The organism is Pseudomonas sp. AU11447 (assembly GCF_001672555.2).
Taxonomy (GTDB): Bacteria; Pseudomonadota; Gammaproteobacteria; order Pseudomonadales; family Pseudomonadaceae; genus Pseudomonas; species Pseudomonas nitroreducens.
The window spans coordinates 197,909-220,977 of record NZ_LZDG02000018.1; the positions used below are offsets into that span (position 1 = coordinate 197,909).

The 23,069-nt window shown below is 65.0% G+C and carries 20 protein-coding genes; 8 read left to right on the plus strand and 12 right to left on the minus strand.

Features of this window, described 5'->3' with window-relative positions; genetic code table 11:
- Positions 1-27: 27 nt before the first annotated feature.
- Entirely contained in the window at positions 28-366 is a 339-nt protein-coding gene (glnK, locus tag A6723_RS04500) for a P-II family nitrogen regulator (RefSeq protein ID WP_003457590.1), read from the minus strand.
- Positions 367-769: 403 nt separating this feature from the next.
- On the opposite strand from glnK, the gene A6723_RS04505 reads away from it, so the two are divergent.
- Positions 770-1,051: an accessory factor UbiK family protein gene (locus A6723_RS04505; RefSeq protein WP_054910835.1), complete on the plus strand. Its 282-nt coding sequence runs from the start codon at positions 770-772 to the stop codon at positions 1,049-1,051.
- Between the two features lie 39 nt (positions 1,052-1,090).
- Positions 1,091-2,581, plus strand: coding sequence for a YifB family Mg chelatase-like AAA ATPase (locus tag A6723_RS04510; RefSeq protein ID WP_065348187.1), 1,491 nt, complete (start codon positions 1,091-1,093; stop codon positions 2,579-2,581).
- On the opposite strand, the gene A6723_RS04515 is transcribed toward A6723_RS04510, so the two are convergent.
- Both A6723_RS04515 and A6723_RS04520 read right to left on the minus strand, forming a co-directional pair.
- Complete coding sequence (locus tag A6723_RS04515; protein WP_054910840.1) at positions 2,578-3,066, minus strand: RidA family protein; 489 nt, start codon at positions 3,064-3,066, stop codon at positions 2,578-2,580. The two genes, A6723_RS04510 and A6723_RS04515, sit on opposite strands and share 4 nt — an antisense overlap.
- A gap of 28 nt (positions 3,067-3,094) precedes the next feature.
- On the minus strand, positions 3,095-3,325 hold the full coding sequence (locus tag A6723_RS04520) for a DUF1127 domain-containing protein (protein ID WP_024762090.1): 231 nt from the start codon (positions 3,323-3,325) through the stop codon (positions 3,095-3,097).
- A 184-nt stretch (positions 3,326-3,509) separates the two neighbouring features.
- Here A6723_RS04520 and A6723_RS04525 point away from each other — a divergent pair, with 184 nt between their 5' ends.
- The 3 genes from A6723_RS04525 (at position 3,510) to A6723_RS04535 (ending at position 7,455) form a co-directional block, all read left to right on the plus strand.
- Positions 3,510-4,958 (plus strand): PLP-dependent aminotransferase family protein, encoded by a 1,449-nt coding sequence (locus A6723_RS04525; RefSeq protein ID WP_054910841.1) that lies wholly within the window; start codon positions 3,510-3,512, stop codon positions 4,956-4,958.
- 82 nt (positions 4,959-5,040) lie between these two features.
- Positions 5,041-5,844: a TlpA disulfide reductase family protein gene (locus A6723_RS04530; RefSeq protein WP_054910842.1), complete on the plus strand. Its 804-nt coding sequence runs from the start codon at positions 5,041-5,043 to the stop codon at positions 5,842-5,844.
- A 534-nt stretch (positions 5,845-6,378) separates the two neighbouring features.
- Positions 6,379-7,455: a hypothetical protein gene (locus A6723_RS04535; RefSeq protein ID WP_139092893.1), complete on the plus strand. Its 1,077-nt coding sequence runs from the start codon at positions 6,379-6,381 to the stop codon at positions 7,453-7,455.
- Positions 7,456-7,573: 118 nt separating this feature from the next.
- Here the strand turns inward: A6723_RS04535 and A6723_RS04540 are convergent, their stop codons facing one another.
- The 4 genes from A6723_RS04540 to A6723_RS04555 all read right to left on the minus strand — a co-directional run bounded on the left by A6723_RS04540 (position 7,574) and on the right by A6723_RS04555 (position 11,866).
- Entirely contained in the window at positions 7,574-8,014 is a 441-nt protein-coding gene (locus A6723_RS04540; protein WP_054910081.1) for a hypothetical protein, read from the minus strand.
- Between the two features lie 737 nt (positions 8,015-8,751).
- Entirely contained in the window at positions 8,752-9,804 is a 1,053-nt protein-coding gene (locus tag A6723_RS04545; RefSeq protein ID WP_054910080.1) for a hypothetical protein, read from the minus strand.
- Positions 9,805-9,988: 184 nt separating this feature from the next.
- Positions 9,989-10,897 carry an AraC family transcriptional regulator gene (locus tag A6723_RS04550; protein ID WP_054910079.1) on the minus strand — a complete coding sequence of 303 codons (909 nt, stop codon included), beginning with the start codon at positions 10,895-10,897 and terminating at the stop codon, positions 9,989-9,991.
- Positions 10,898-10,945: 48 nt separating this feature from the next.
- A complete protein-coding gene (locus A6723_RS04555; RefSeq protein WP_054910078.1) occupies positions 10,946-11,866 on the minus strand; it encodes a LysR substrate-binding domain-containing protein in 921 nt (306 codons plus the stop codon).
- A gap of 137 nt (positions 11,867-12,003) precedes the next feature.
- On the opposite strand from A6723_RS04555, the gene A6723_RS04560 reads away from it, so the two are divergent.
- Positions 12,004-13,398, plus strand: a complete 1,395-nt coding sequence (locus A6723_RS04560) for a NorM family multidrug efflux MATE transporter (protein ID WP_054910077.1) — start codon at positions 12,004-12,006, stop codon at positions 13,396-13,398.
- On the opposite strand, the gene A6723_RS04565 is transcribed toward A6723_RS04560, so the two are convergent.
- Positions 13,395-15,071 carry a bifunctional diguanylate cyclase/phosphodiesterase gene (locus A6723_RS04565; RefSeq protein ID WP_054910076.1) on the minus strand — a complete coding sequence of 559 codons (1,677 nt, stop codon included), beginning with the start codon at positions 15,069-15,071 and terminating at the stop codon, positions 13,395-13,397. The two genes, A6723_RS04560 and A6723_RS04565, sit on opposite strands and share 4 nt — an antisense overlap.
- Positions 15,072-15,363: 292 nt before the next feature.
- On the opposite strand from A6723_RS04565, the gene rep reads away from it, so the two are divergent.
- Positions 15,364-17,373, plus strand: coding sequence for a DNA helicase Rep (rep, locus tag A6723_RS04570; protein WP_054910075.1), 2,010 nt, complete (start codon positions 15,364-15,366; stop codon positions 17,371-17,373).
- Positions 17,374-17,717: 344 nt separating this feature from the next.
- Positions 17,718-18,293, plus strand: a complete 576-nt coding sequence (locus A6723_RS04575; protein WP_024762083.1) for a xanthine phosphoribosyltransferase — start codon at positions 17,718-17,720, stop codon at positions 18,291-18,293.
- 151 nt (positions 18,294-18,444) lie between these two features.
- Here A6723_RS04575 and A6723_RS04580 read toward each other — a convergent pair whose 3' ends face one another.
- The 4 genes from A6723_RS04580 to alr all read right to left on the minus strand — a co-directional run bounded on the left by A6723_RS04580 (position 18,445) and on the right by alr (position 23,018).
- Positions 18,445-20,220, minus strand: coding sequence for an acetyl-CoA hydrolase/transferase C-terminal domain-containing protein (locus A6723_RS04580; RefSeq protein WP_139092898.1), 1,776 nt, complete (start codon positions 20,218-20,220; stop codon positions 18,445-18,447).
- A gap of 265 nt (positions 20,221-20,485) precedes the next feature.
- Positions 20,486-20,914 carry a cytochrome c5 family protein gene (locus tag A6723_RS04585; protein ID WP_054910073.1) on the minus strand — a complete coding sequence of 143 codons (429 nt, stop codon included), beginning with the start codon at positions 20,912-20,914 and terminating at the stop codon, positions 20,486-20,488.
- Positions 20,915-21,086: 172 nt separating this feature from the next.
- Positions 21,087-21,635, minus strand: coding sequence for a cupin domain-containing protein (locus tag A6723_RS04590; RefSeq protein WP_037009703.1), 549 nt, complete (start codon positions 21,633-21,635; stop codon positions 21,087-21,089).
- Positions 21,636-21,938: 303 nt separating this feature from the next.
- Positions 21,939-23,018: an alanine racemase gene (alr, locus tag A6723_RS04595; protein WP_054910072.1), complete on the minus strand. Its 1,080-nt coding sequence runs from the start codon at positions 23,016-23,018 to the stop codon at positions 21,939-21,941.
- Positions 23,019-23,069 lie beyond the last annotated feature (51 nt).

Here is a 23,069-nt window from a genome sequence, read left to right on the forward strand (position 1 = left end):
GGGCGTGGGGTTCGGTGTGGGCTTGGCTTAGATCGCGTCGGTGCCGGTTTCGCCGGTACGGATACGAATGGCCTGTTCCAGATTTACGACAAAGATCTTGCCGTCACCGATCTTCCCGGTGTTGGCGGCCTTGGTGATGGCTTCGATAACACGATCCAGCTGGTCATCGGCAATGGCGACGTCGATCTTCACCTTCGGCAGGAAATCGACAACGTATTCCGCGCCACGGTACAGCTCGGTGTGGCCCTTCTGCCGGCCGAAGCCTTTGACTTCGGTCACAGTGATGCCCTGCACGCCGATCTCGGACAGCGACTCACGAACGTCGTCCAGCTTGAACGGCTTGATGATGGCTGTGACTAGCTTCATGTAACTCTCTCCCGTGTTTTGGTGGACCCGCCCCAGGAAGAACGAACCCGGAGACAAGTCTAAGCGCAGTGTCTGGCTTTTGTAATGCGCCGGCCGCCCTACCTCAGCACTCCGACTGCGTTGATCGAAGCGATCCCCTGCCTCGCCTGCCGCACCGGAACTGCATCGGTGCACGCCATGTATGCCCCAAAGCATGAAGCTTGCCAGTTCGTGGAAATGCCCGCGCCATCAGGCACTTGGCGTAAAAGAGGAGTTTCTGGCGATTCGCCAGCGCCGCCCGGGCGCACCGAAAGCGCGCACGGCGAGCGGGCACACTGCTCAAAAAGCGTGCAACCCCGCACGCCGCAGCCGGCGACGGCTGCGTGATAGACTGCGCTCTGATTCAATCCGGAACCCATGAACCATGCTGCCGCCCAAAGCCTTCCTCGATGCCATCAGCCAACAAGCCGGTCGCCTGTTCGGTGGCGAATCGCCCCTGCCGAAGGCCGAGCTGGAAGCCCAGTTCAAGGTTCTGATGCAGAGCGCCTTCAGCAAGCTCGACCTGGTCAGCCGCGACGAATTCGACAGCCAGATGGTCGTCCTCGCGCGCACCCGCGCACGCCTCGAGGCCTTGGAAGCCAAGGTCGCCGAGATGGAAGCCCGCCTCTCCCCAGCCGATACAGCCGCCTCCGCCTCCGAAAACTGATCCCCGCCTGGCGGGCGGCATGCGATTCAGGAGTGATCCATGTCCCTCGCCATCGTCCATAGCCGCGCCCAGGTCGGCGTGGAAGCGCCCGGCGTCATCGTCGAGGCACACCTGGCCAACGGCCTGCCTTCCCTGACCCTGGTCGGCCTGCCCGAAGGCGCCGTGAAGGAGAGCAAGGACCGCGTGCGCAGCGCCCTGCTCAACGCCGGCTTCGATTTCCCCAACCGACGCATCACCCTGAACCTCGCCCCGGCCGACCTGCCGAAGGATGGCGGGCGCTTCGACCTGGCCATCGCCCTGGGCATCCTCGCCGCCAGCGGCCAATTGGCCGACGCTGCCGGGCTGGATGAACTGGAATGCCTGGGCGAACTGGCGCTGTCCGGCACTTTGCGCCCGGTCCCCGGAGTACTACCCGCCGCCCTGGCTGCCCGCGCCGCCGGCCGCGCCCTAGTGGTGCCGAAGGAGAACGCCGAAGAGGCCAGCCTCGCCAGCGGCCTGACCGTCTACGCCGTCGGCCACCTGCTGGAACTGGCCGCGCACTTCAGCGGCCAGGAGCGACTGCGTCCTTATGAGGCGAACGGCCTGATGCGGGTGACGCCGCCCTATCCGGACCTCTCGGAAGTCCAGGGCCAGGCCGCCGCCAAGCGCGCGCTATTGGTCGCCGCTGCCGGGGCGCACAACCTGCTGTTCAGCGGTCCGCCCGGCACCGGCAAGACCCTGCTCGCCAGCCGCCTGCCCGGCCTGATGCCGCCGCTGGACGAAGATGAGGCGTTGCAGGTTGCCGCGATCCATTCCGTGGCAGGTCGCGGGCCGCTGACTCACTGGCCACAGCGCCCCTTCAGACAACCGCACCACACCGCCTCCGCACCGGCGCTGGTCGGCGGGGGAAGCCGCCCGCAGCCGGGCGAGATCACACTGGCGCACGAGGGTGTGTTGTTCCTGGATGAATTGCCGGAGTTCGATCGCAAGGTCCTGGAGGTTCTCCGCGAACCGCTGGAAGGGGGCGAAATTGTCATCGCCCGCGCCAACGGCCGTGTGCGCTTCCCGGCACGCTTCCAGTTGGTGGCAGCGATGAACCCCTGCCCCTGCGGCTATCTCGGCGACCCCAGCGGGCGTTGCCGCTGCTCCCCGGAACAGATCCAGCGCTACCGCGCCAAGCTCTCCGGGCCGTTGCTGGACCGCATCGACCTGCACCTCACCGTCAACCGGGAAAGCACCACCCTTGCCCCCAGCGGGCCCAGCACCAGCAGCGCGGAACTGGCCACTCAGGTCGCCGCTGCCCGCCAGCGCCAGCTCGCCCGCCAGGGCTGCGCAAACGCGTTTCTTACGCTGAAGAAGATGCACCAATATTGTGCATTAAGCCCGGAAGACCAGGCCTGGCTGGAAAAGGCCGGCGAACGCCTGAACCTGTCACTGCGCGCCCTGCACCGGATTCTCAAGGTCGCCCGCACCCTTGCCGACCTGCAGCAGGAAGACCGCATCGAGCGCCCGCACCTGGCCGAAGCGCTGCAATACCGCGCAGGGCATTAACGCGGCGGGTCCTCGGCGATGGCGAGGAGATTCAGCTCGACCGTCGCATTCTTCGGCAACTGATAGACACCCACCGAAGTGCGCGTATGCACGCCAGCCACGCCCAGCACCTCATACAGGACTGCCGAGGCGCCGTCGGCCACCTCGCTGTGCTGGGTAAAGTGCTCCGCCGACTGCACGAACACATTGAGCTGCAGCACCTTGCGCACCCGCTCGAGATCCCCCAGCGCCTGCCGCAGCAGCGCCAGCGCCCGCATCACGCAGACTTTGGCGGCCAGTTGGGCGTCGGCCAGCGACACCTCACTGCCCGCCCGACCGGTGACGACGATTTCATCGCCTACTCGCGGAATCTGCCCGCTCAGGTGCACCTGGTTTCCCTCGATGAGGAAAGGCACGTAGTTGCCGCCAATCTTGATCTCGCCGCTGAAGTCGTAGCCGAGTTCGGCGGCGATTCGTTCAAACGCAGCAGCGCGCGTCTCGCTCATAAGCACTCCCTGATAGGTCAATGGCTGATCAACAACGCCAGAACGGCCGCATCGCTTCCAGCTTCGCCTGCTCGCGGCTGATGCCGATGTCGCGCAGTTGCTCGTCGGAGAGCTCCAGCAGTTGCTTGCGGGTGCGCACACGGCGCCAGAACTGCTGCCAGCGGCTTTCGCCGTGCTCACGCGGCGCCACGCGGGTGCCGGGGATTTCCAGCAGTTCCTGTTGATAAAGGGTCAGCCGCACATCGCTCAGGCCGCTCATGTCGTCGCTCCTCCAGTCGGGTTCTTCGGACGTGGGGCTAGCGTGGCGAATCGGGAAAAATCATTACAGATTCAACAAGACAGATTTTTTTCCATACAGAACCGAGCGAAATCGGTCTGAATGGCGTATTTTTTCCCGATCTGTACTGTATCGAGCCGAACCGACCCGGCACGGGAGATCTGTCATGAAACGCTACGCGCAGTTGGCCGCCACCCTTGGCGAACGCATCGAGCAAGGCCTGTATCGCCCCGGCGATCGCCTGCCCTCGGTGCGCGCACTGAGCGAAGAGCACGGCGTCAGCATCAGCACCGTGCAGCAGGCCTACCGCGTACTGGAGGATGACGGCCTGGTGGAGCCGCGGCCGAAGTCCGGCTACTTCGTGCCGGAACGTCGCGAGCTGCCGCCAATGCCGGCGATGACTCGCCCGGCGCAACGGCCAGTGGATGTCTCGCAATGGGACCAGGTACTGGAACAGGTGCGCCGCGCGCCGGGCGGCGACTTCGTCCAACTCGGGCGCGGCACCCCGGATATCGCCAGCCCGTCGCTCAAGCCGCTGCAACGGGCGATGGTGCATGCCGCGCGGCGGACCGACCTGCAGAGCCTGGGCTACGAAGGCATCCAGGGCTCGCTGCCGCTGCGCGAGCAGATCGCCCGGCTGATGCTCGACTCCGGCTGCCAGGTGCCACCCAGCGAGATCGTCATCACCACCGGCTGCCAGGAAGCGCTGGCCATCACGCTACGCGCCATCTGCGAACCGGGGGACATCATCGCCATCGACTCGCCGAGCTTCCACGGCGCCATGCAGGCACTCAAGGCGTATGGCCTGAAGGCGCTGGAAATTCCCACCGACCCCACCAACGGCATCAGCCTGGAAGCGCTGGAACTGGCGATGGAACAGTGGCCGGTAAAGCTGATCCTGCTCACCCCCAACTGCAACAATCCGCTGGGCTACATCATGCCCGACACCCGCAAGCGCGCCCTGCTGACGCTGGCCGCGCGCTACGACGTGCCGATCCTCGAGGACGACGTCTACGGTGAACTGGCTTACGCCTTCCCGCGTCCGCGCAGCATCAAGTCCTTCGACACCGACGACCGCGTGCTCCTGGCCAGTTCCTTCTCCAAGACGGTCGCGCCCGGCCTGCGCACCGGCTGGGTGGTGCCGGGGCGCTACCTGGATCGCATCCTGCACTTCAAGTACATCGCCAGTGGCACCTGCGCGCCGCAGCCGCAGATGGCCCTGGCCGAGTTCGTCGGCGGCGGCCACTACGAGCCGCACATCCGCCGCATGCGCGCGCAGTACCAGCGCCACCGCGACCTGATGACCGAGTGGGTCGGCCGCTACTTCCCCGAAGGCGCGCGGGTCACCCGGCCGCGCGGCGGTTTCATGCTCTGGGTCGAGTTCGACCCGCAGTTCGACAGCGTGCGGCTGAACCAGGAGCTGCGCCGTGACAACGTGCAGGTGGCGGCGGGCAACATCTTTTCCGCCTCGGGCAAGTACCGCAACTGCATCCGCATGAACTACTCCAACCGCGACCTGCCGCTGATCGAAGCGGCCGTGCGCAAGGTCGGCGCCTGCGCCGGGCGGCTCACCGCCGAGTTGCGCGAGCAGCAGGCCGAGCCGCTGCCAGCCTGAGGCGAAACATTTATCCACAGCCCGGCGCTGCCGCACGGCCGCGCCCTGCTGTACCTTGGTTTCCTTTTGCCGGGCTCCTGCCTTGACCAGTCTGACCCTCGGCCCACTGGCCATTCCCCTACCCCACGTCCTGCTCTACCTCGGCTTCTTCGGTGCGCTGCTGGCCGGCTGGCTGGCCGGGCGCAGGCGCGGTGCCAATCCAGAAGGTGCGCTGTTCGCCATGTTCCTCGGCGGCCTGCTGGCGGCACGGCTGGCATTCGTTGCGCGCTATGCCGAGCAGTACGCGGCAACGCCCCTGAGCATTGTGGATATCCGCGATGGCGGGTTTCTCGCGCTACCGGGCGTGATCGCCGCTGCGCTGATCGGCGCCGTGCTGGCCTGGCGCAGGGCCGCACTGCGTCGCCCGCTGGCCGTCGCCGCCGTGGTCGGCGTATGCCTGTGGGGCGGCGGCAAGGCAGTGACTTCGGCGCTGGATCGCAGCCAGCAGCTTCCAGAACTCACGGTGATGGACTTGCGCGGAGCGGCCGTGGACCTGCGCGCGCGGGATGGCCGGCCCATGGTGGTGAACCTATGGGCCACCTGGTGCCCACCGTGCCGGCGCGAAATGCCGGTGCTGGAGGCCGCCCAGAAGCAGCGCAGCGACGTGCGCTTCCTGCTGGTCAACCAGGGCGAGAACGCCGAAGCCGTGCAGCGTTTCCTGCGCGACCAGGGCCTGAGCGAAGCGGCAGTATTGCTCGACAGCGGCAACCGCCTGGGCCAGCTCACCGGTTCCTACGGCATGCCCACCACGCTGTTCTACGACGCCCAGGGGCGCCTGAAGCACAGCCAGATGGGCGAGCTTTCTGCTGCCAGCCTGGAGTACGGGCTGGGCCAGCTCAAGGAGTGATCCCTCCACTCCGTGGGAGTCTGGCGGAGAGTAATCCCCGCCAACTTACAAGAAAGTTGGTTTATCAACCGAGGGAAATCGCCGCGGCATAAGTTCAATTGTTTTAATACTGCCCGAGACAATTCAACTTCATATAACTGACAACTTCTTTATCAAAAACAAATTCCAGGCAATTGAAATCACCGAGACGCCTCGGCTCCACCTGCTTTGCTACGAAACCTCCGTTAGACCCTGAGAATATTCCGATTTCCTTCCTGAGCACGAACGCCCTGCGAAGCCATTCACTACGATGGCTCGGCATCAATTCACTTGATGACTTGCCGTCCGCGGCCCCGTCTGCGGCGGTACTGTTTTGCACTTTATTGAAGGAAATCCATGATGGGTCTTTTTAATATTTTTGGACTGGGCACAGGCACTTCGAGCTCATCTTCGTCCAAATTGAACTTCAACCTTAACGTCGCCACCGCGAATACCGAAGTTGGTATCAGCAGCATTGTGGACAAGGCCGCTGGAACAGCGCAGACGGACGTTCAGGTGAAAACCCAGGATGCCACTGGCAAGGCTCTGGACCTCGCGATCAATTCCCTGTTGAACAGCTCGCAGGCAGGTACCACCGGCAAGCTCGACCTGGGCCTGGTGACGCAGAACGGCGTCAAGACCACCGCCGCCGCGTTCGATGGCCTCTTCAATGCCAGCAAGGCCGGCCTGACCGGCCAGGCGGATGTCGGCGTCAAGGTGCAGGATGGCCTGAGCAAGGCACTCGACTTCGCCAACAGCTCGATCTTCAACCTCAACAAGGATGGCGCTGCCGGCCAGACCGCACTGGACGTGGCCACCCAGAATGGCACCAAGTCCTCCTCCTCCCAGTTCGACGGCATCGCCAGCRTCGGCAAGGACGGCGCCRCCGGCCAGACGAACCTGGACGTCAAGGTGCAGGATGGCCTGAGCAAGGCACTCGACTTCGCCAACAGCTCGATCTTCAACCTCAACAAGGATGGCGCTGCCGGCCAGACCGCACTGGACGTGACCACCCAGAATGGCACCAAGTCCTCCTCCTCCCAGTTCGACGGCATCGCCAGCGTCGGCAAGGACGGTGCCGACGCCCAGACGAACCTGGGCGTGAAGGTGCAGGACGGCCTGAGCAAGGCATTCGACTTCGCCAACAGCTCGCTCTTCGACGCCAGCAAGGACGGCGTGACGGGCAAGACGGCCCTGGGCCTGGCTGTCCTGAACGGTGCCAAGGCTTCCACCGCACTGTTCGATGGCCTGTTCAGCGCGGACAGCCATTCGCTGGCTGGCAAGTCCAGCATCGATGCGCAAAGCCAGGACGCCCAGGGCAAGTTCAACCTTGCTGGCACTTCGCTGTTCAGCGCCGACAGCTCCGGGGCGACTGCGCAGTCTGATCTCGGCATGGTCATTCAGAACTCGCAGAAACTTGCCGCCCTCAAGCTGAGCGACCTCCTGCAGGTCGGCCGCGACACCCTGTCGTTCTCCGGCGATCACACCGTGCAGGTACAACAAGTGGAAGGCGGCTCCTACCATACGGTGTTCAACACGGCCCTGGCGCTGGAGTCGGTTCTACCCTTGCACCACGAAGCCGCACTGGCCTGACCGGGCCTGATGCTGCCAGCCGGTAGCGGTGGCAGCAGGCAACCGCCCAGCATCCTTGCTGGGCGGTTTCTTTCCGGCCCTCGGCAGTGGGCCGCCAGGCCATGAAGCGCAGCCGGAATCAGGCGCGCAGGTGGTTTTCCATCAGCCCTACGGCATCACGCCAGCGCACCCACAGGCTGCCCTGCCAATCCATCACCGGCAACGCTTCGCCCAGCAGATGCTGCATGCGCCGGCGCGGCAGGCGCGCGTCGTGGTTGGGCTGGTCGCGCAGGCTGCGGTTCTCCGGGTGGTAGCAATAGACCAGCAACAAGGCGTAGAAGCCGCTTTCACTGACCAGTAGCTCCGGTTCGGGATTACCAACGAGACGTTCATGGCGGCTCAGGTCGCCGTCGAGACGGGCAATGAAGGGCGCGGAAATCTTGTAGCTGAGCAGCTTGCCGAGGTCACGTACTACGAACCACGCCTGCTGCTCGATCATCAGGCCGCGCAACTGCCGGTTATGGCGGACGAAACAGATCGGGGTCAGGCCTTGGTCGGCCAGAGAAATCGAAAGGTTCATGCAGAAGCTCCTTGCTCATTCAGGAAGCCGCCGCCCGGAACTGCCGAAAGAGGGAGGCGGACCGTGCAAGGGTGGAAAACCAGCTCGACTTCCAAGACCGGCCGGGCCGAAGCCCGCCTCACACGGTCCGCCATAGACTGCCAGAGCCAACCTGGCACGAAGGGGGTGCCAGGCAAGCTCCGCTATGACGATTAAGAAGTCGAATACAGGTTTCCACACCTGGCCACGATGACGCCGTGGCAGGGCGAAACGCTAAGCAGTGAACTTGTAGGACCGCAACGCCGCGGCAGTGTAGGGACCTTCCCAAGCATCCCGCAGCCGCTTTACCGCCCCAGCGTGATGACTTTCGGGAACTGCGAGGCTGTCGGGAAATTCACCGGGAAACACCCTGCGCCAGCGTTCGCCTGAAGGAATGGCGCCAAGCGGTTCGCGAGCAAGCTCGCTCCTACAGGTGTGCACCGCTCCTTGTAGGACCGAGGGGGACGCCCAGTCCTTGCTCGCGAACCTATCTGCCCGGCAGCGCAGGAGCCGGGCAATAGCAATAGGGCGCATCACCCGGAACGGGTTATCCGCCGGCCACTTCGCGGCGGATAACGCCGGCGCGTGATGCGCCCCGCGAGAGCGACCGTGGTGCAAGAACCGGAAAGCGGCGTAGGAGCAGACCCCGTCCGCGATGGCATCCGACGCGATGCGGACCTATCGCGGACGGAGTCCGCTCCTGCACAGGCGCAACGCGCTTACTGGATCTCCTCCGGCGTGACGATCACCCAGTTCTTGTCGGCGGTCACCGGCTGGCCGAGCTTGGCCTGGGCTTCGGCGTTCTTCTTGATCATGCCGTTGAGCTGGTCCATGTACTTGGCCTTGCGGTTGATCCACAGGTGCACGCCGTTCTCGGCGGTTCCGTTGAAGAGCATGTAGCCGTCGCTGCTGGGCGTATCGCCGCCGACCAGGATGGGCTTCTTCCACTGGTCGATGTAGGTGAGGATCGCCGCCTGCTTGCCGGCCATCCAGGTCGCCGGAGTCCACAGGTAGGGGGTGATTTCCAGGTCCACGTTGGCCTTGGGATCGTACTTGCCCTCGCTGATCTGCTTGCGCGCGGTGGTCAGCGCGCCACTCTGGCGGTCCTTGAGCAGGGTGGTGACGCCGATGACGTTCTCCGGCTTCACGTTGTAGCCGTACTTGGGATCGCTGGCGACCATGCGCACCAGTTCCTCGTGGGCGGCGGTCATCACATAGACCTCGATGCCGTTCTCCATCAGCTTGTTGTACAGCTCGGTCTGGCCGGTGAAGACCTTGGGCGGGTTGATCGAGAGGGTCTTGACCACGTCACCTTCGTAATAGGTGCTGGGCACCGGCTTGCCATAGGCCATCAGCTCGTCGACATAGCCCTTGAGCTCCTTGAGGGTGAAGCCGGAGAACACCTGGGCGACCCAGGGGTAGCAGACCAGGTCGTCGACTTCGCAGAGGCGGTAGTAGTAGCTGTTGAGGCTTTCCTTGTGGCCGTTCACGTCCTTGAAGGGGATCAGCTTGAGCGAGGGGTCGAGCTTCTCGCGGGTCAGCACGCCTTTCATTTCCAGGAAGGGCAGCAGCGATTCCTCTAGGTCGTAGCGGTAGCTGGTGTTGTCCATGTCGAAGACCGCGAAGGCGCCCTTGTTGGCATTGGCAGCGATCAAGGCGTCGAGCTGCTTGGCGGCGGGCGCCGGCCAGTGCTTCAGCTCAGTGGCGGCAAACGTGGTGCTGGCGAGGCCGGCCAGGATCAGGCCGGCGAGCAAGGTGCGCATGGGCTTCATGGAATTCCCCCGAGTGGTGTTGTTGGAATGGGGAAGGCCCGAAACGGGCCCTCGCTGGACTAGTCCAGCAATGACCCTAGCAAAGCGCTGTTTCAGCTCTGCGACGGCAGCGACGCGAACCGTCGCGAAGGCGGCAGGACATATCCATACGCGCCACGCGGCTTTGCCGGCAGCGACGACTGGTCTAGTTCACCGCACGGCGCAGGCGGCCGGGGGCCTCGCCGTAGGTGTCCCTGAACTTCTTGGTGAAGGAGGCCTGGGACTGGTAGCCGACCTGGGCGGCAATGTCGGAGAGGCTCAGCTGCGAGGTGCTCAGCAGGCGGTAGGCCAGTTCCATGCGCACTGTGGTCAGCAGCGCCCAGGGCGATCGCCCTGCAACCTGGGTGAACAGGCGCGTGAAAGTGGCGCGGGACATGTTCGCCCGCTCGGCCAGGGCCTCGATGGTCCACTCGTGGGCAGGATCGTCGAGCATGGCCTGCCAGGCGCGGCTCAGGCGCCTGTCGGCGAGCAATGCCAGGGTGCCGCTGCTGGGGGTGTGCTCCTGCAGGTAGACGCGCAGGATCAGGGTGAACAGCGCCGAAGACAATGCATCGACCAGGAAGCGCGCGCCGGCCTGGTTACCCTCCGCCTCGGCGCGCAGCAGGCCGACCAGTGCGGCCACGGCATCGCCCAGTCCATTGTCCTGGCAGGACACCTTCAGGGCGCTCGGCAAGGAGCCGATCAGCAGCGAGCCGCGCTGGTAATGGAAGCTGCCGCAAAGCATGTCCAGCTCGCCTTCGCCCGTGCCAAGGCGATGGACCGGCAACAGGCCCGCCTCGTGGACTTCCGGCGACTGCGCGGCCACCCGCGTGCCTTGGCTGCGCAACAGGTGGGCTGCACCATCGGGCAGGACCAGTACCTCGCCTGCCTTGAGGTCCAGGGCCTGCCCGTCGGGCATTTCCGCCCGGCAGCTGCCGGACAGCACCACGTGGTACTGCGCCGTCCCCTCGGGCAAGGGCTCGTGGTCCAGCGCCCAGTCGCCGAGGAAGCGGCAACGCAGGTCGAGACTGCCGCGCAGGCCGGCGAGCTGGATGAGGTGGTCGATGGAGTTCATGGGATTCCCGGCGAAGGCAACGGTTGACAGATTATCCGCAGCGACAGGTCATTCGAAGTAGTCCACCACTGGCATCTGCATCGCCTGCATCTCGGCCTGGAGGAATTCACGCAGCCGCCGCAGGCGCCCCTGGTCTCGGCGCGCGCGGGGCCAGACCAGGTAGTAACTCTCGCCACTGGCGACGGCGCTGGGCCAGGGCAGTGCCAGGCGGCCCTGATTGGCATCCTCGGCGACCATCACCAGGTCGCCGATGGAAACGCCGTAGCCGCGGGTCGCGGCGACTATGCCCAGTTCGAGGGTATCGAATACCTGTCCGCCCTTGAGCGAGACCTGCTCCCCCAGACCCATGCGCTGCAACCAGCGCCGCCAGTCGCGACGGTCGGGGGTGGGGTGCAGCAGTTCGGCGCCGGCCAGCCGCTCGGCGTCCCAGGCGCCATCCGCCAGCAGCGCAGGCGAGCCGACGGGAATCAGCCACTCGGGAAACAGCAAGGCGGCCTCCCAGTCCGGCGGAAAGTGCCCCGAGCTCAGCAGCACCGCGCAATCGAAGGGCTCATGCACGAAGTCGACGCGATCCACGTCCATCCAGGCGCTGGTCAGCTGCACCTCGATATCGCTGTTCTGCATGCGGAACTTGCTCAGCCGCGCCAGCAACCAGCGCATGGTCAGGGTCGACGGCGCCTTCAGCCGCAGCACGCCCTCGTCCGCGCGCAGGCTGGCACAGGCGCGCTCCAGCGCATCGAAACCGTCGCGCAGGCCGGGCAGCAACATCCGCGCGGTTTCGGTCAGCTCCAGCTGGCGGCCGCGGCGCTGGAACAGCCGGCAGGCGAAGTGTTCTTCCAGGGTCTTGATGTGCCGGCTGACCGCGCTCTGGGTGATCGCCAGTTCCTCGGCGGCGCGGGTGAAGGACGCGTGCCGCGCGGCGGCCTCGAAGGCGCGCAGGGCATAAAGGGGCGGCAACTGGCGGTTCATGGCGGGCTCCGGCTGTCTTAAACATGAGTATGACTCATGGATGGCATCGCATTTTTCCTTTTGTGCCCGCGTCCACAACGGCCGGAGAATGGGCCACTCCTACCGATGCGGCGCCTGCCGCTTGCTGAGCCTGACTCATGAAACGCCCGTACCGTGACGAACTCGCCGCCATCCTGCGCCTGGCCGGCCCGCTGATTGCCGCCCAACTGGCCTACGTCGCCATGGTGTTCACCGACACCGTGATGATGGGCAAGCTCGGCCGCGAGGCACTGGCCGCCGGCGGCCTCGGGGCTTCGACTTACGCCTTGGTTTCGACCTTCTGTGTCGGCGTGGTCGCGGCCACCGGCAACCTGGTGGCGATCCGGCATGGCGCAAAAGACGCCCGCGGCGTGGTCGAAGCGACCCAGGCCGGCCTGTGGATCGGTGGCGCGCTGGCGCTGCTGGCGGGCCTGTTGCTGTGGAACCTCGGGCCGATCCTGATCGCTTTCGGCCAGGCCCCGGAAACGGTCGCCGGCACCATGAGTTTTCTGCACAGCATCGTCTTCGCCCTGCCCGGCTACATGGCCTTCATGGTGCTGCGCGGTTTCACCAGCGCCATCGAGCGGCCCGGCCCGGTCATGGCCATCAGCCTGATCGGCGCGCTGGCCAACTTCGCCCTCAATTACGCCTTCATTGAGGGACTGTTCGGCCTGCCGCGCCTGGGGCTGGCGGGAATCGGCATGGTCACCGCGGTGGTGATGAATGCGCTGCCGGTGATCTTCGCCCTGTACCTGCGCTGGCACCGGGCCTACGCGCCCTACCCGCTGCTGAAGGGATTGTCGAAGCCGGACTTCAAGGTGATCGGCGAATCGCTGCGGCTGGGCATTTCCATCGGCGGTACCTACGCCGTGGAGTCGGGCATGTTCACCGTGGCGACGCTGTGCATGGGCGTGATCAGCAGCACCGCGCTGGCGGCGCACCAGATCGCCATCCAGTCGGTGTACGTGGCGTTCATGGTGCCCATGGGGCTTTCCTACGCAGTGACCTTCCGCATCGGCCAGCACTACGGCGCCGGCCGGCTGGTCGAGGCACGCCGCGCCGGGCGGCTGGGCATCGGCTTCGGCGCCAGCTGCATGTTCGCCTTCGCCGCGCTGTTCTGGCTGGCGCCGGAGCTGGTCATCGGCCTGTTCATCGACCACAACGACCCGGCCAACCGCGATGTGGTGCAACTGGCGGTCAGCCTGCTGGCCATCGCCGCGTGGTTCGAGTTGTTCGACGGCACCCAGTGCATCGCCATGGGCGCGATCCGCGGCCTGAAGGATGCGCGCACCACTTTCCTCGTCGGGCTGGCCGGCTACTGGCTGGTGGGCGTGCCGATGGCGTTGCTGCTGGCCTTCCCGCTGGGCTGGGGGCCGAGTGGCGTGTGGTGGGGGCTGGCGTCGGGCCTGGCCTGCGCGGCCATCGGGCTGACGCTGGCCTTCGAGGCGAAGACGTCGCGCTTGCTGCGTCCGCGCACGGCTAACGCGGCGCTGGCCGTGCCAGCTGGTCGCTAGCTGACCGAGTCCTGCAGGCGCAGCGCACGGTTGGCGCCGAAGACCAGGAAACGCGCCAGCTCCGACAATGGCAGCGGGCGGCTGATCCAGTAACCCTGGACCTGGTCGCAGCCGAACTGGCGCAACTCGTCCTGCTGGGCGGCGGTCTCGACACCTTCGGCGACCACTTCCAGATTGAGGTTGTGCGCCAAGTTGATCATCGCCCGCACCAGTTGCAGGTTTTCCGTGCGTTCGTGCATGCCGCCGACGAAGCTCTTGTCGATCTTCAGCAGGGTGATCGGCAGGCTGTTGAGGTGCACGAAGGACGAGAAGCCGGTGCCGAAATCGTCCAGCGAGAAGCGCACGCCGAGCCGGCCAAGGGCCTGCATGGTCTGCAGGACCTGGTCGCTGCGGCGCATCACGGCGGTTTCGGTGAGTTCGAACTCCAGCCACTGGGCATCGACGCCGCGCTCGCGGATCAGGCGCTCCAGGGTCGGCAGCAGCTGGCTGTCCTGGAACTGGCGGAACGACAGGTTCACTGCCATGTGCAGCGGCGGCAGGCCGCGCCCGCGCAGCCACTGCATGTCGCGCAGGGCGCGGGAGATGACCCAGTAGCCCAGCGGCACGATCAGCCCGCTTTCCTCGGCCAGCGGCACGAAGTCGCCCGGCGTCAGCAGGCCGCGCTCGGGATGGCGCCAGCGCACCAGGGCCTCGAGGCCGACGATCTGCCCGGTGTGCAGGTCCAGGCGCGGCTGGTAGTGCAGCTCCAGCTCGTCGCGACGCAGCGCCCGGCGCAACTCGCTCTCCAGGTCGGCGAGGCTGCGGGCGCCACGGTTGATGCGCTCATCGAAGATGTGGAAGGTGCAGCCTTGGCGCGACTTGGCCTGTTGCATGGCGATGTGCGCGTGCCACAGCAGCGGGTCGGCGGCCTCACCGGCGCGGGCGTGGGCCATGCCCAGGCTGCAGCCCAGCAGCAGGCTTTCGCCCTCGACCCAGTAGGGTTCGCCCAGGGACTCGACTATCAGTTCGGCGACCTTCTCCACCCGTGCCGGGTCGCGGCGGGTGTCCAGCAGCAGGGCGAACTCGTCGCTGCCCAGGCGGGCGATGTGGTCGCCGTTGTCCAGGTGCGCCTTCAGCCGTGCCACCACCTGCAGGATCAGGCGGTCGCCGGCCTGGTGGCCGAGGGCGTCGTTGACGTGGCGGAAGTTGTCCAGGTCCAGGTGGCCCAGCGCCAGGCCGCGCCCTTCGCTCTCGCTCAGCCGGGCGGCGAGCAGGGTCTGGAAACCCTGGCGGTTGGCGATGCCGGTCAGCGGGTCCTGTTCGGCCAGGCTCTGCAGGGTGTTCTGCAACGAAGTGCGCTCGCGCACGTAGCGCAGGGTACGGCGCAGGACTTCGACACTGAGGGACTCGGCCACCAGGTAGTCGGCGACGCCGACGGGCTCTTCCGCGGGCTCGCGCTCCAGCAGCAGGATCAGCGGCAGGTGGCACTGGTGGGCGGACGGCAACTTGGCGGGCGTGGTGAGCACCAGGCCGACCTGATCCTCGTCGAACAGGGCGCTGGCGGCTTGCCAGGACGGGGCCGTGATCAGCGAATAGCCCGGCCCCAACGCGGCCAGATGCCCGCGCAGTAGCTGGGCCCACTGCGGCGCTTCCGCCAGCAGGAGCAGGCGCGTTGGTTCGACCGACGCTGCCAAGCGACCCCCATGTATCTCTAGAAAGGGGAGAAACTCCAGGCACCATCCCTGCGCCCATTTCCCCCGGTTTTGAAGCGACGCCATCCGGACATCCCACGGATGTAGACGAAACTTCAGAGAAACTCTTAAGAGTTTTCTTCAAGTAATGCTGTCACAAGCCTAATACATGTACAGATTTATCCAAAACACATAAGTACGATCGTGTCACAGATCGCCGCTATTCCGAGCGGCACCCCGACGCCCGGCACGGCCTGCTAGAATACGCCCCCGCTTCACTACAGACCCCGCCTTCATGTCCCGACTCAATCCCCGGCAGCAAGAGGCCGTGAACTACGTCGGCGGCCCGCTCCTGGTGCTGGCCGGCGCCGGCTCCGGCAAGACCAGCGTGATCACCCGCAAGATCGCGTACCTCGTGCAGCAATGCGGCATCCGCGCCCAGTACATCGTCGCCGTGACCTTCACCAACAAAGCCGCCCGCGAGATGAAGGAGCGCGTCAGCACCCTGCTGCGCCCGGGCGAAGGCAAGGGCCTGACCGTCTCGACCTTCCACAACCTGGGCCTGAACATCATCCGCAAGGAACACGCGGCCCTGGGCTACAAGCCCGGCTTCTCGATCTTCGACGAGAGCGATGTGAAGGCGCTGATGACCGACATCATGCAGAAGGAATATTCCGGCGATGACGGTCTGGACGAGATCAAGAACCTGATCGGCAGTTGGAAGAACGACCTGATCCTTCCGGAAGAGGCGCTGGAAAAGGCGCGCAACCCCAAGGAACAGACCGCGGCCATGGTCTACCTGCATTACCAGCGCACGCTCAAGGCGTACAACGCGGTGGACTTCGACGACCTCATCCTGCAGCCGGTGAAGCTGTTCCAGGAGCACCCGGAGATCCTCGACAAGTGGCGCAACCGCGTGCGCTACATGCTGGTGGACGAATACCAGGACACCAACGCCAGCCAGTACCTGCTGGTGAAGATGCTGGTGCAGCAGCGCGCGCACTTCACCGTGGTGGGTGACGACGACCAGTCAATCTACGCCTGGCGCGGCGCGCGCCCGGAAAACCTGATGCAGCTCAAGGATGACTTCCCCTCGCTGAAGGTGGTGATGCTGGAGCAGAACTACCGCTCCACCAGCCGTATCCTCAAGTGCGCCAACATCCTCATCGCCAACAATCCCCACGTGTTCGAGAAACAGCTGTGGAGTGAGATGGGCGAAGGCGACCCGATCCGGGTGATTCGCTGCCGCAACGAGGAATCCGAGGCCGAGCGGGTGGCCATGGAAATCCTCACCATCCACCTGAAGACGCAGCGGCCCTACAGCGAATTCGCCATCCTCTACCGGGGCAACTATCAGGCGAAGCTGATCGAGCTGAAACTTCAGCACCACCAGATTCCCTATCACCTGTCAGGCGGCACCAGCTTCTTCGGACGCCAGGAAGTGAAGGACCTGATGTCCTATTTCCGCCTGCTGGTGAACCCGGACGATGACAACGCCTTCCTCCGGGTGATCAACGTACCGCGCCGGGAAATCGGCTCCACCACCCTGGAGAAGCTCGGCAACTACGCCACCGAACGCGGTTGCTCGATGTTCAATGCTTCCGGCGAGCTTGGCCTTTCCGAACACCTGGACGCCCGCTACATCGAGCGTCTGCAGCGCTTCAAGCGCTTCATCGACAAGGTCCGCGAGCAGTGCGCCGGCAGCGACCCGATCGGCGCGCTGCGCAGCATGGTGATGGACATCGATTACGAGAACTGGCTGCGGCAGAACGCGTCCAGCGACAAGGTCGCCGATTTCCGCATGGGTAACGTCTGGTTCCTCATCGAAGCGCTGAAGAACACCCTGGAGCGCGACGAAGAAGGCGACATGACCATCGAGCAGGCCATCGCCAAGCTGGTGCTGCGCGACATGCTCGAACGCCAGCAGGAAGAGGAAGACGGCGCCGACGGCGTGCAGATGATGACCCTGCACGCCTCAAAGGGCCTGGAATTCCCCTACGTGTTCATTCTCGGCGTGGAAGAGGAAATCCTCCCGCACCGCTCCAGCATCGAGGCTGACACCATCGAGGAAGAGCGGCGCCTGGCCTATGTGGGCATCACCCGGGCAAAGAAGAACCTGGCCATGACCTTCGCCGCCAAGCGCAAGCAGTACGGCGAGATCATCGACTGCTCGCCCAGCCGCTTCCTCGACGAACTGCCGCCCGAAGACTTGGTCTGGGAAGGCCAGGAGGACGCGCCGCAGGAGGTGAAGGTGGCCAAGGGCAATTCGGCGCTGGCGGATATCCGGGCGATGCTCAAGCGCTGAGCTCCTCGGTCAGTCTCGTGCCGGAGCACCCTCTCCCCCGCCCTCTCCCTGAAGGGAGAGGGAGCCGTCCGGCGTCCGCTGCAACTAAGACGTCAGCCGGCGAGCACCGGTAGCCCGCCCCACTCGGACCAGCCCCCTCTCACTTCGGAGCGGGGCGCGCAGCCAGGGTCAGGGAGAGGGCCAAGCACAGGCAGGTTTCCCCCGGCAGGCGATCCGTGTACTTCCGCCCATCGAAAAACTGTCCATTCGATCAGCAATTGCATTGGTCGGAACGTCGCGCAGATGGCCACTGGCGTTGTAGAATTACGCGCTTCATCAGCGACAGCCGCTCCGGAAGCACCCCCGTGAACACTCTCAAAGACAAAATTCGCAGCGAAGGCATCGTTCTTTCCGAACAGGTCCTCAAGGTAGACGCCTTCCTCAACCACCAGATCGACCCGGCGCTGATGAAGCAGATCGGCCATGAATTCGCCGAACGCTTCAAGAACCAGGGCATCACCAAGATCGTCACCATCGAGGCCTCCGGCATCGCCCCGGCGATCATGGCCGGCCTTGAGCTGGGCATCCCGGTAATCTTCGCCCGCAAGTTCCAGTCGCTGACCCTGAAGAACGACCTGCTGATCTCCAAGGTCTTCTCCTTCACCAAGCAGACCGAAAGCACCATCGCCATCTCGGCCAAGCACCTGACCGCCGCCGACCACGTGCTGGTGGTGGACGACTTCCTCGCCAACGGCCATGCCGCCAAGGCGCTGATCGACCTGATCCAGCAGGCGGGCGCCAGCATCGCCGGCCTGGGCATCGTCATCGAGAAGTCCTTCCAGGAAGGCCGTTCCCTGCTGGAAAGCGAGGGTTATCGCGTGGAATCCCTGGCTCGGGTGAAGTCCCTGGCCAACGGTCAGGTCGAGTTCCTCGAAGACTGATCCACCGCACCACGAAAAAAGGCGGGCACCGACAGGGCCCGCCTTTTTTCATGCCTGAAAGCCGACCTTGCGTAGGGCGCATAACCTGGAACAGGTTATCCGCCGACTCCCTGGCGGCGGATAACGCTGGCGCGTTATGCGCCCTACGCGTCTACAAGGTTTGTTCGGCGCTGGCTTTCAGGCCGGCCAGTACCAGGCGCTGGTACAGCTCCTCGCGCAGCCCCTCCGGATTCGCCAGCCCCATGCGCTCCAGGTGAGCCGGGTAGGCCTCCGGCGCCGGCGCATCGAGAGTCGCCTTGCCCAGTTCGAGAATCTCGCTCAGCTTCAGCTTGCTCTTGAGCCAACCCAACGCGCGCAGCAACTCGCGCTCCTGCTCGGTGAAGTCGCAACCCAGGGGGAACTCCGGCAGCAGATGACGATGCTGTCGCGCCGCGTCCCGCAAGCGCTCCGGGGTATTGTCGCGATAGCGCTGGTCCAGCTCGAAGTCCTTCGGCAGCTTGCCGGCCTCCTGGGCCTGGGCGATCAGCGCATCCTGGAAGCGCGAGTCGGCGATGGACAGCATGGCGGCGATCACCTCGGCATCGTTACGGCCGCGGAGGTCAGCGACGCCGTACTCGGTCACCACCATGTCGCGCAAGTGTCGGGGAATCGTCGTGTGGCCGTAGCTCCAGACGATGTTGGAGCTCAGCTCACCCTCGGACTCACGCCAGCTGCGCAGCATCAGGATGGAGCGCCCGCCTTCCAGCTCATGGGCCTGGGCGACGAAGTTGTACTGCCCGCCGACACCGCTGAGTACCCGGCCGTCCTCCAGTTGGTCGGCCACGCCAGCGCCCAGCAGGGTAACGGTGAAGGCGCTGTTGATGAAGCGCGCATCTCGGCGCTGCTCGCGCTTGAGCTCCTCGTCGCGGTACAGGTTATTGACGAAGCCGATGCCGGTCATGCCGATACCGGCCAGCTCCTCGCGGGGCATCTCGCGCAGGCGCCGATAGAAGGCCTGCGGACCGAGGAAAAACCCGCCGTGCAGCCAGACGCCCGGCTCGGTCGGCGCGGCGCCGGGGCGCGCCGCTACCCGGCGGTTGAGCACCCCCGCCTCGGCCAGGGCCAGCAGGCCGGGAACGAACATTTCGCTGCAGCCATACAGCCCGTGCTGGAAAGCGCCCAGCCCGCCGTCGCGCTCGATCAGCGCGGCGTGGCGGGCGGTGGAGTCGAGGCCGTCGAGCAGCGCACGATAGCCATCGTTGTCGCGCTGGCGGATCAGCAGCGCCGAGGTCAGGGCATCGCCCATGGAGCCGATGCCGATCTGCAGGGTGCCGCCGTCGCGCACCAGGGCGCTGGCATGCAGGCCGATGCAGTGGTCCTGAAGGCCCACTGGCAGGTTGGGGGTGGAAAACAGCGTGCTGCTGTCGCCCGGCGCATCCACCAGCAGGTCGAAGAAATCCTCATCCACTTCGGCGTCGCCGGGCATGTACGGCAACTGGTCGTGGACGACGCCGATAATGACGATGGTTTCGCCTGCCGCACGGCGACGCTGCAGCATCGGCAACAGGTCGAGGGTGATGTCCGGATTGCACGCCAGGCTCAGCTTGCCCGGCCGCGCCGGATCACGCGCAACCAGTTGGGCAACGGCATTGACGCCCTTGGCGTTGATGTCCCGCGCCACGTGGCTGTAGTTGCAGCTGATGTAGTTCTGCTGCGCCGGGGCGCTGTCCAGCAGGCTGCCGGGCTGCAGGTAGAACTCTTCGACGCGGATGTTATCCGGCACGTTGCCGCTGCGCAGGTCGTGCAGGTAATCCAGTTCCGGGTAGTCGCCGTAGATGCGCTCGACGAAGGGGTCGAGGAAGCGCCGCTGCAGCTCGCCGCCGGCCTGCGGGCGGCCGAGGGACAGCGCCGTGTAGAACGTCAGTTGCCGGCGCGGGTTCTCGCGCATGTGCCGGTACAGCGCATTGGCCAGTCGGTTGGGCTTGCCCAGGCCCAGCGGAAGCCCGAGACGGATGTGCCCGTCCAGGCGGTGCAGCAGTTCTTCAACAGCGGTTTCGATCGAGCAGGATTGCACCGGGCATCCCTCCGGGTTCGTTGTTCACGACTGGAGTTTGGACCGGCTTTACGCAAAAGTTGCTCCCGCTACATGCGCAGCGACAAATCGCGGGCATGAAAAAGCCGCCCTTGGGCGGCTTTTTCGCACAGGTCGGCTGTTACAGGCCGGACATGTGGTGAATCGCAGCTTTCAGCTCATCATCGGAGCAATCAGCGCAGGTGCCTTTGGGCGGCATGGCGTTGATACCCGAGATAGCCTTGGCCAGCAGGCCGTCGAGGCCGCCCTGCTCTTTCGCGCGCTTGCCCCACTCGGCCTTGTCGCCAACTTTCGGCGCGCCCAGCAGGCCGCTACCGTGGCAGTTGGTGCAAACCTTGCCGACAATCTCTTCGCCCGAACGCGGGGCACCGCCACCACCGGCAGCTGCTACGGCGCCAACGCCTTCGCATTCCTTGCCCTGGACGCAGACTTTGCCGACAGGTTCGAGACGCTTGGCAATGGCGTCATCGTTGGTCGCGGCCTGAACGCTCACTGCCCACAGGGCCAGTACGGCAGCTTGGGCTGCCAGGATTTTTCTAATCAGGTTCACCCTTTCACCCTCATCGTGGCTTATCACGCCCGGTCGCGGTGCAGTCACAGTCTCGGGCCGCGCGAGCGGGCGCAAGTATAACGGCAAAGCCGGGAAGCTCGAAACAATTGCGCCACCTTGCCGGCCTTTGCGGCATTAGGTCGCAGCTGATCTGGCCGGTCCTACCGGCTGTTCAAAAATTTGCCGGTGTGGTCGCGCTGATCAGTCGTGCCGGGGTTTCGAACGGATTACGGAAGCGGTGCGGCTTGGTGCTGTCGAAATAGTAGCTGTCGCCACATTCGAGGACGAAAGTCTCGTCGCCGACGGTCAGTTCCAGACGGCCTTCGACCAGTACGCCGGTCTCTTCGCCTTCGTGGGCATACATGTCGTCACCGGTGTCGGAACCCGGCGGGTAGGTCTCGTCGAGCAGGGTGATGGCACGGCTGGGATAGTCCTTGCCGATCAGCTTCATGATGATCGAGCCACTGGACAGGTCGCTGAGTTCGTCTGCCTTGTAGACCACAGGAGTGTTGCTGCTCTGCTCAAGATCGAGGGAAAAGAACTCGACCAGGGACATCGGAATACCACCCAGCACTTTCTTCAGCGAACTGATGGAGGGGCTGACGCTGTTCTTCTCGATCATCGAGATTGTGCTGTTGGTCACACCCGCCCGTTTGGCGAGTTCGCGCTGGGACAAACCTTTGAGCTTACGGATGGCTTGCAGACGAGCACCGACGTCCAAGGGTGGGGTCCTCCTTATTTTTGTATCAGGCAGGCTCAAGAACCTGTCTTTGATCTGCTGCGCGTCGGCATCACTGCGTTGAAAGCGCCTCCGGGATGCTCATTTACTGGCGTAAATTCCGCGCCCTCAACCACTTTCGCCTTGGTCTGCTCTAGCTCGCGAGATCAAAAACAGGCTCTGAAAGGCAGAACCCGCAGCGGCTTGAGCCGAGCGGGTTCCAAGTGCCACGTATCATGGCAACACCGTTCAGTATTTACAACAGATCGCCCGACGATCCTGCGCAAACTTTACGGGCGGTATCCGTCACTCGCCGCTATAGACCCGCGGGACGCGCTTGAGGTTGCAGAACAGCTGGTAGGGAATGCTGCCGCACAGGGAAGCCAGTTGGCTGGCGGGGACGTTCGGGCCCCAGAGTTCGACGCGGCTGCCCAGGCCTGCCTGCGGCAGGTCGGTCAGGTCCACGGTGAGCATGTCCATGGACACACGGCCAATGATGCGGCTGGGCTTGCCGTCGATGAACACCGGCGTACCGTCCGGCGCGTGGCGCGGATAGCCGTCGGCGTAGCCCATGGCGACCACGCCGACGCGTACCGGGCGGTCGGCGATGAAGCGCGCGCCGTAGCCCACCGGCTCGCCGGCCGGCAGTTCGCGGATGCTGATGACCTGGGATTCCAGGGTCATCACCGGGCGCAGTTGGTCCGCCAGCGGATGGGCCTGCTCGAACGGAGTGGCGCCGTAGAGCATGATGCCGGGACGCACCCAGTCACTGGGCACTTCGGACCAGCCGAGGATGCCGGGGGAATTGCGCAGGCTGATCTCATGGCCCTGGCCTGCGGCTTCGCGCACGGCCTGGAAAGCGGCAACCTGCTCTTCGGTGCGGGCGCAGTCCAGCTCGTCGGCGCGGGAGAAGTGGCTCATCAGCACGACCTTGGCCACGTGGGGCAGCGCCTTCAGGCGTGCCAGAGCGGCGGCGTAGTCCTGCGGGAAGAAGCCGACTCGGTGCATACCCGAGTCCATCTTCAGCCAGACGGTCAGCGGCTTGCTCGGGCGGGCACGCTCGATGGCCTCCAGCTGCCAGGCCGAGTGCACCACGCACCAGAAATCATGGGCGTCGATCAGTTCCAGTTCGCTGGCCTCGAAGAAGCCTTCGAGCAGCAGGATTGGCGCACGGATGCCGGCTTCGCGCAGCTCCAGCGCTTCCTCGATGCACGCCACGGCGAAGCCGTCAGCCTCGCCTTCCAGGGCGCGGGCGCAGACCACTGCACCGTGGCCGTAGGCGTCGGCCTTGACCACGGCCAGCGCTCGCGCGCCGGTGACTTCACGGGCCAGGCGGTAGTTGTGGCGCAGGGCGGCGAGATCGATCAGGGCACGGGCGGGACGCATGGCGAGGCTCTCTTTTTATCAACGTGGTACGAAACTGCAGACGAAAAAAAC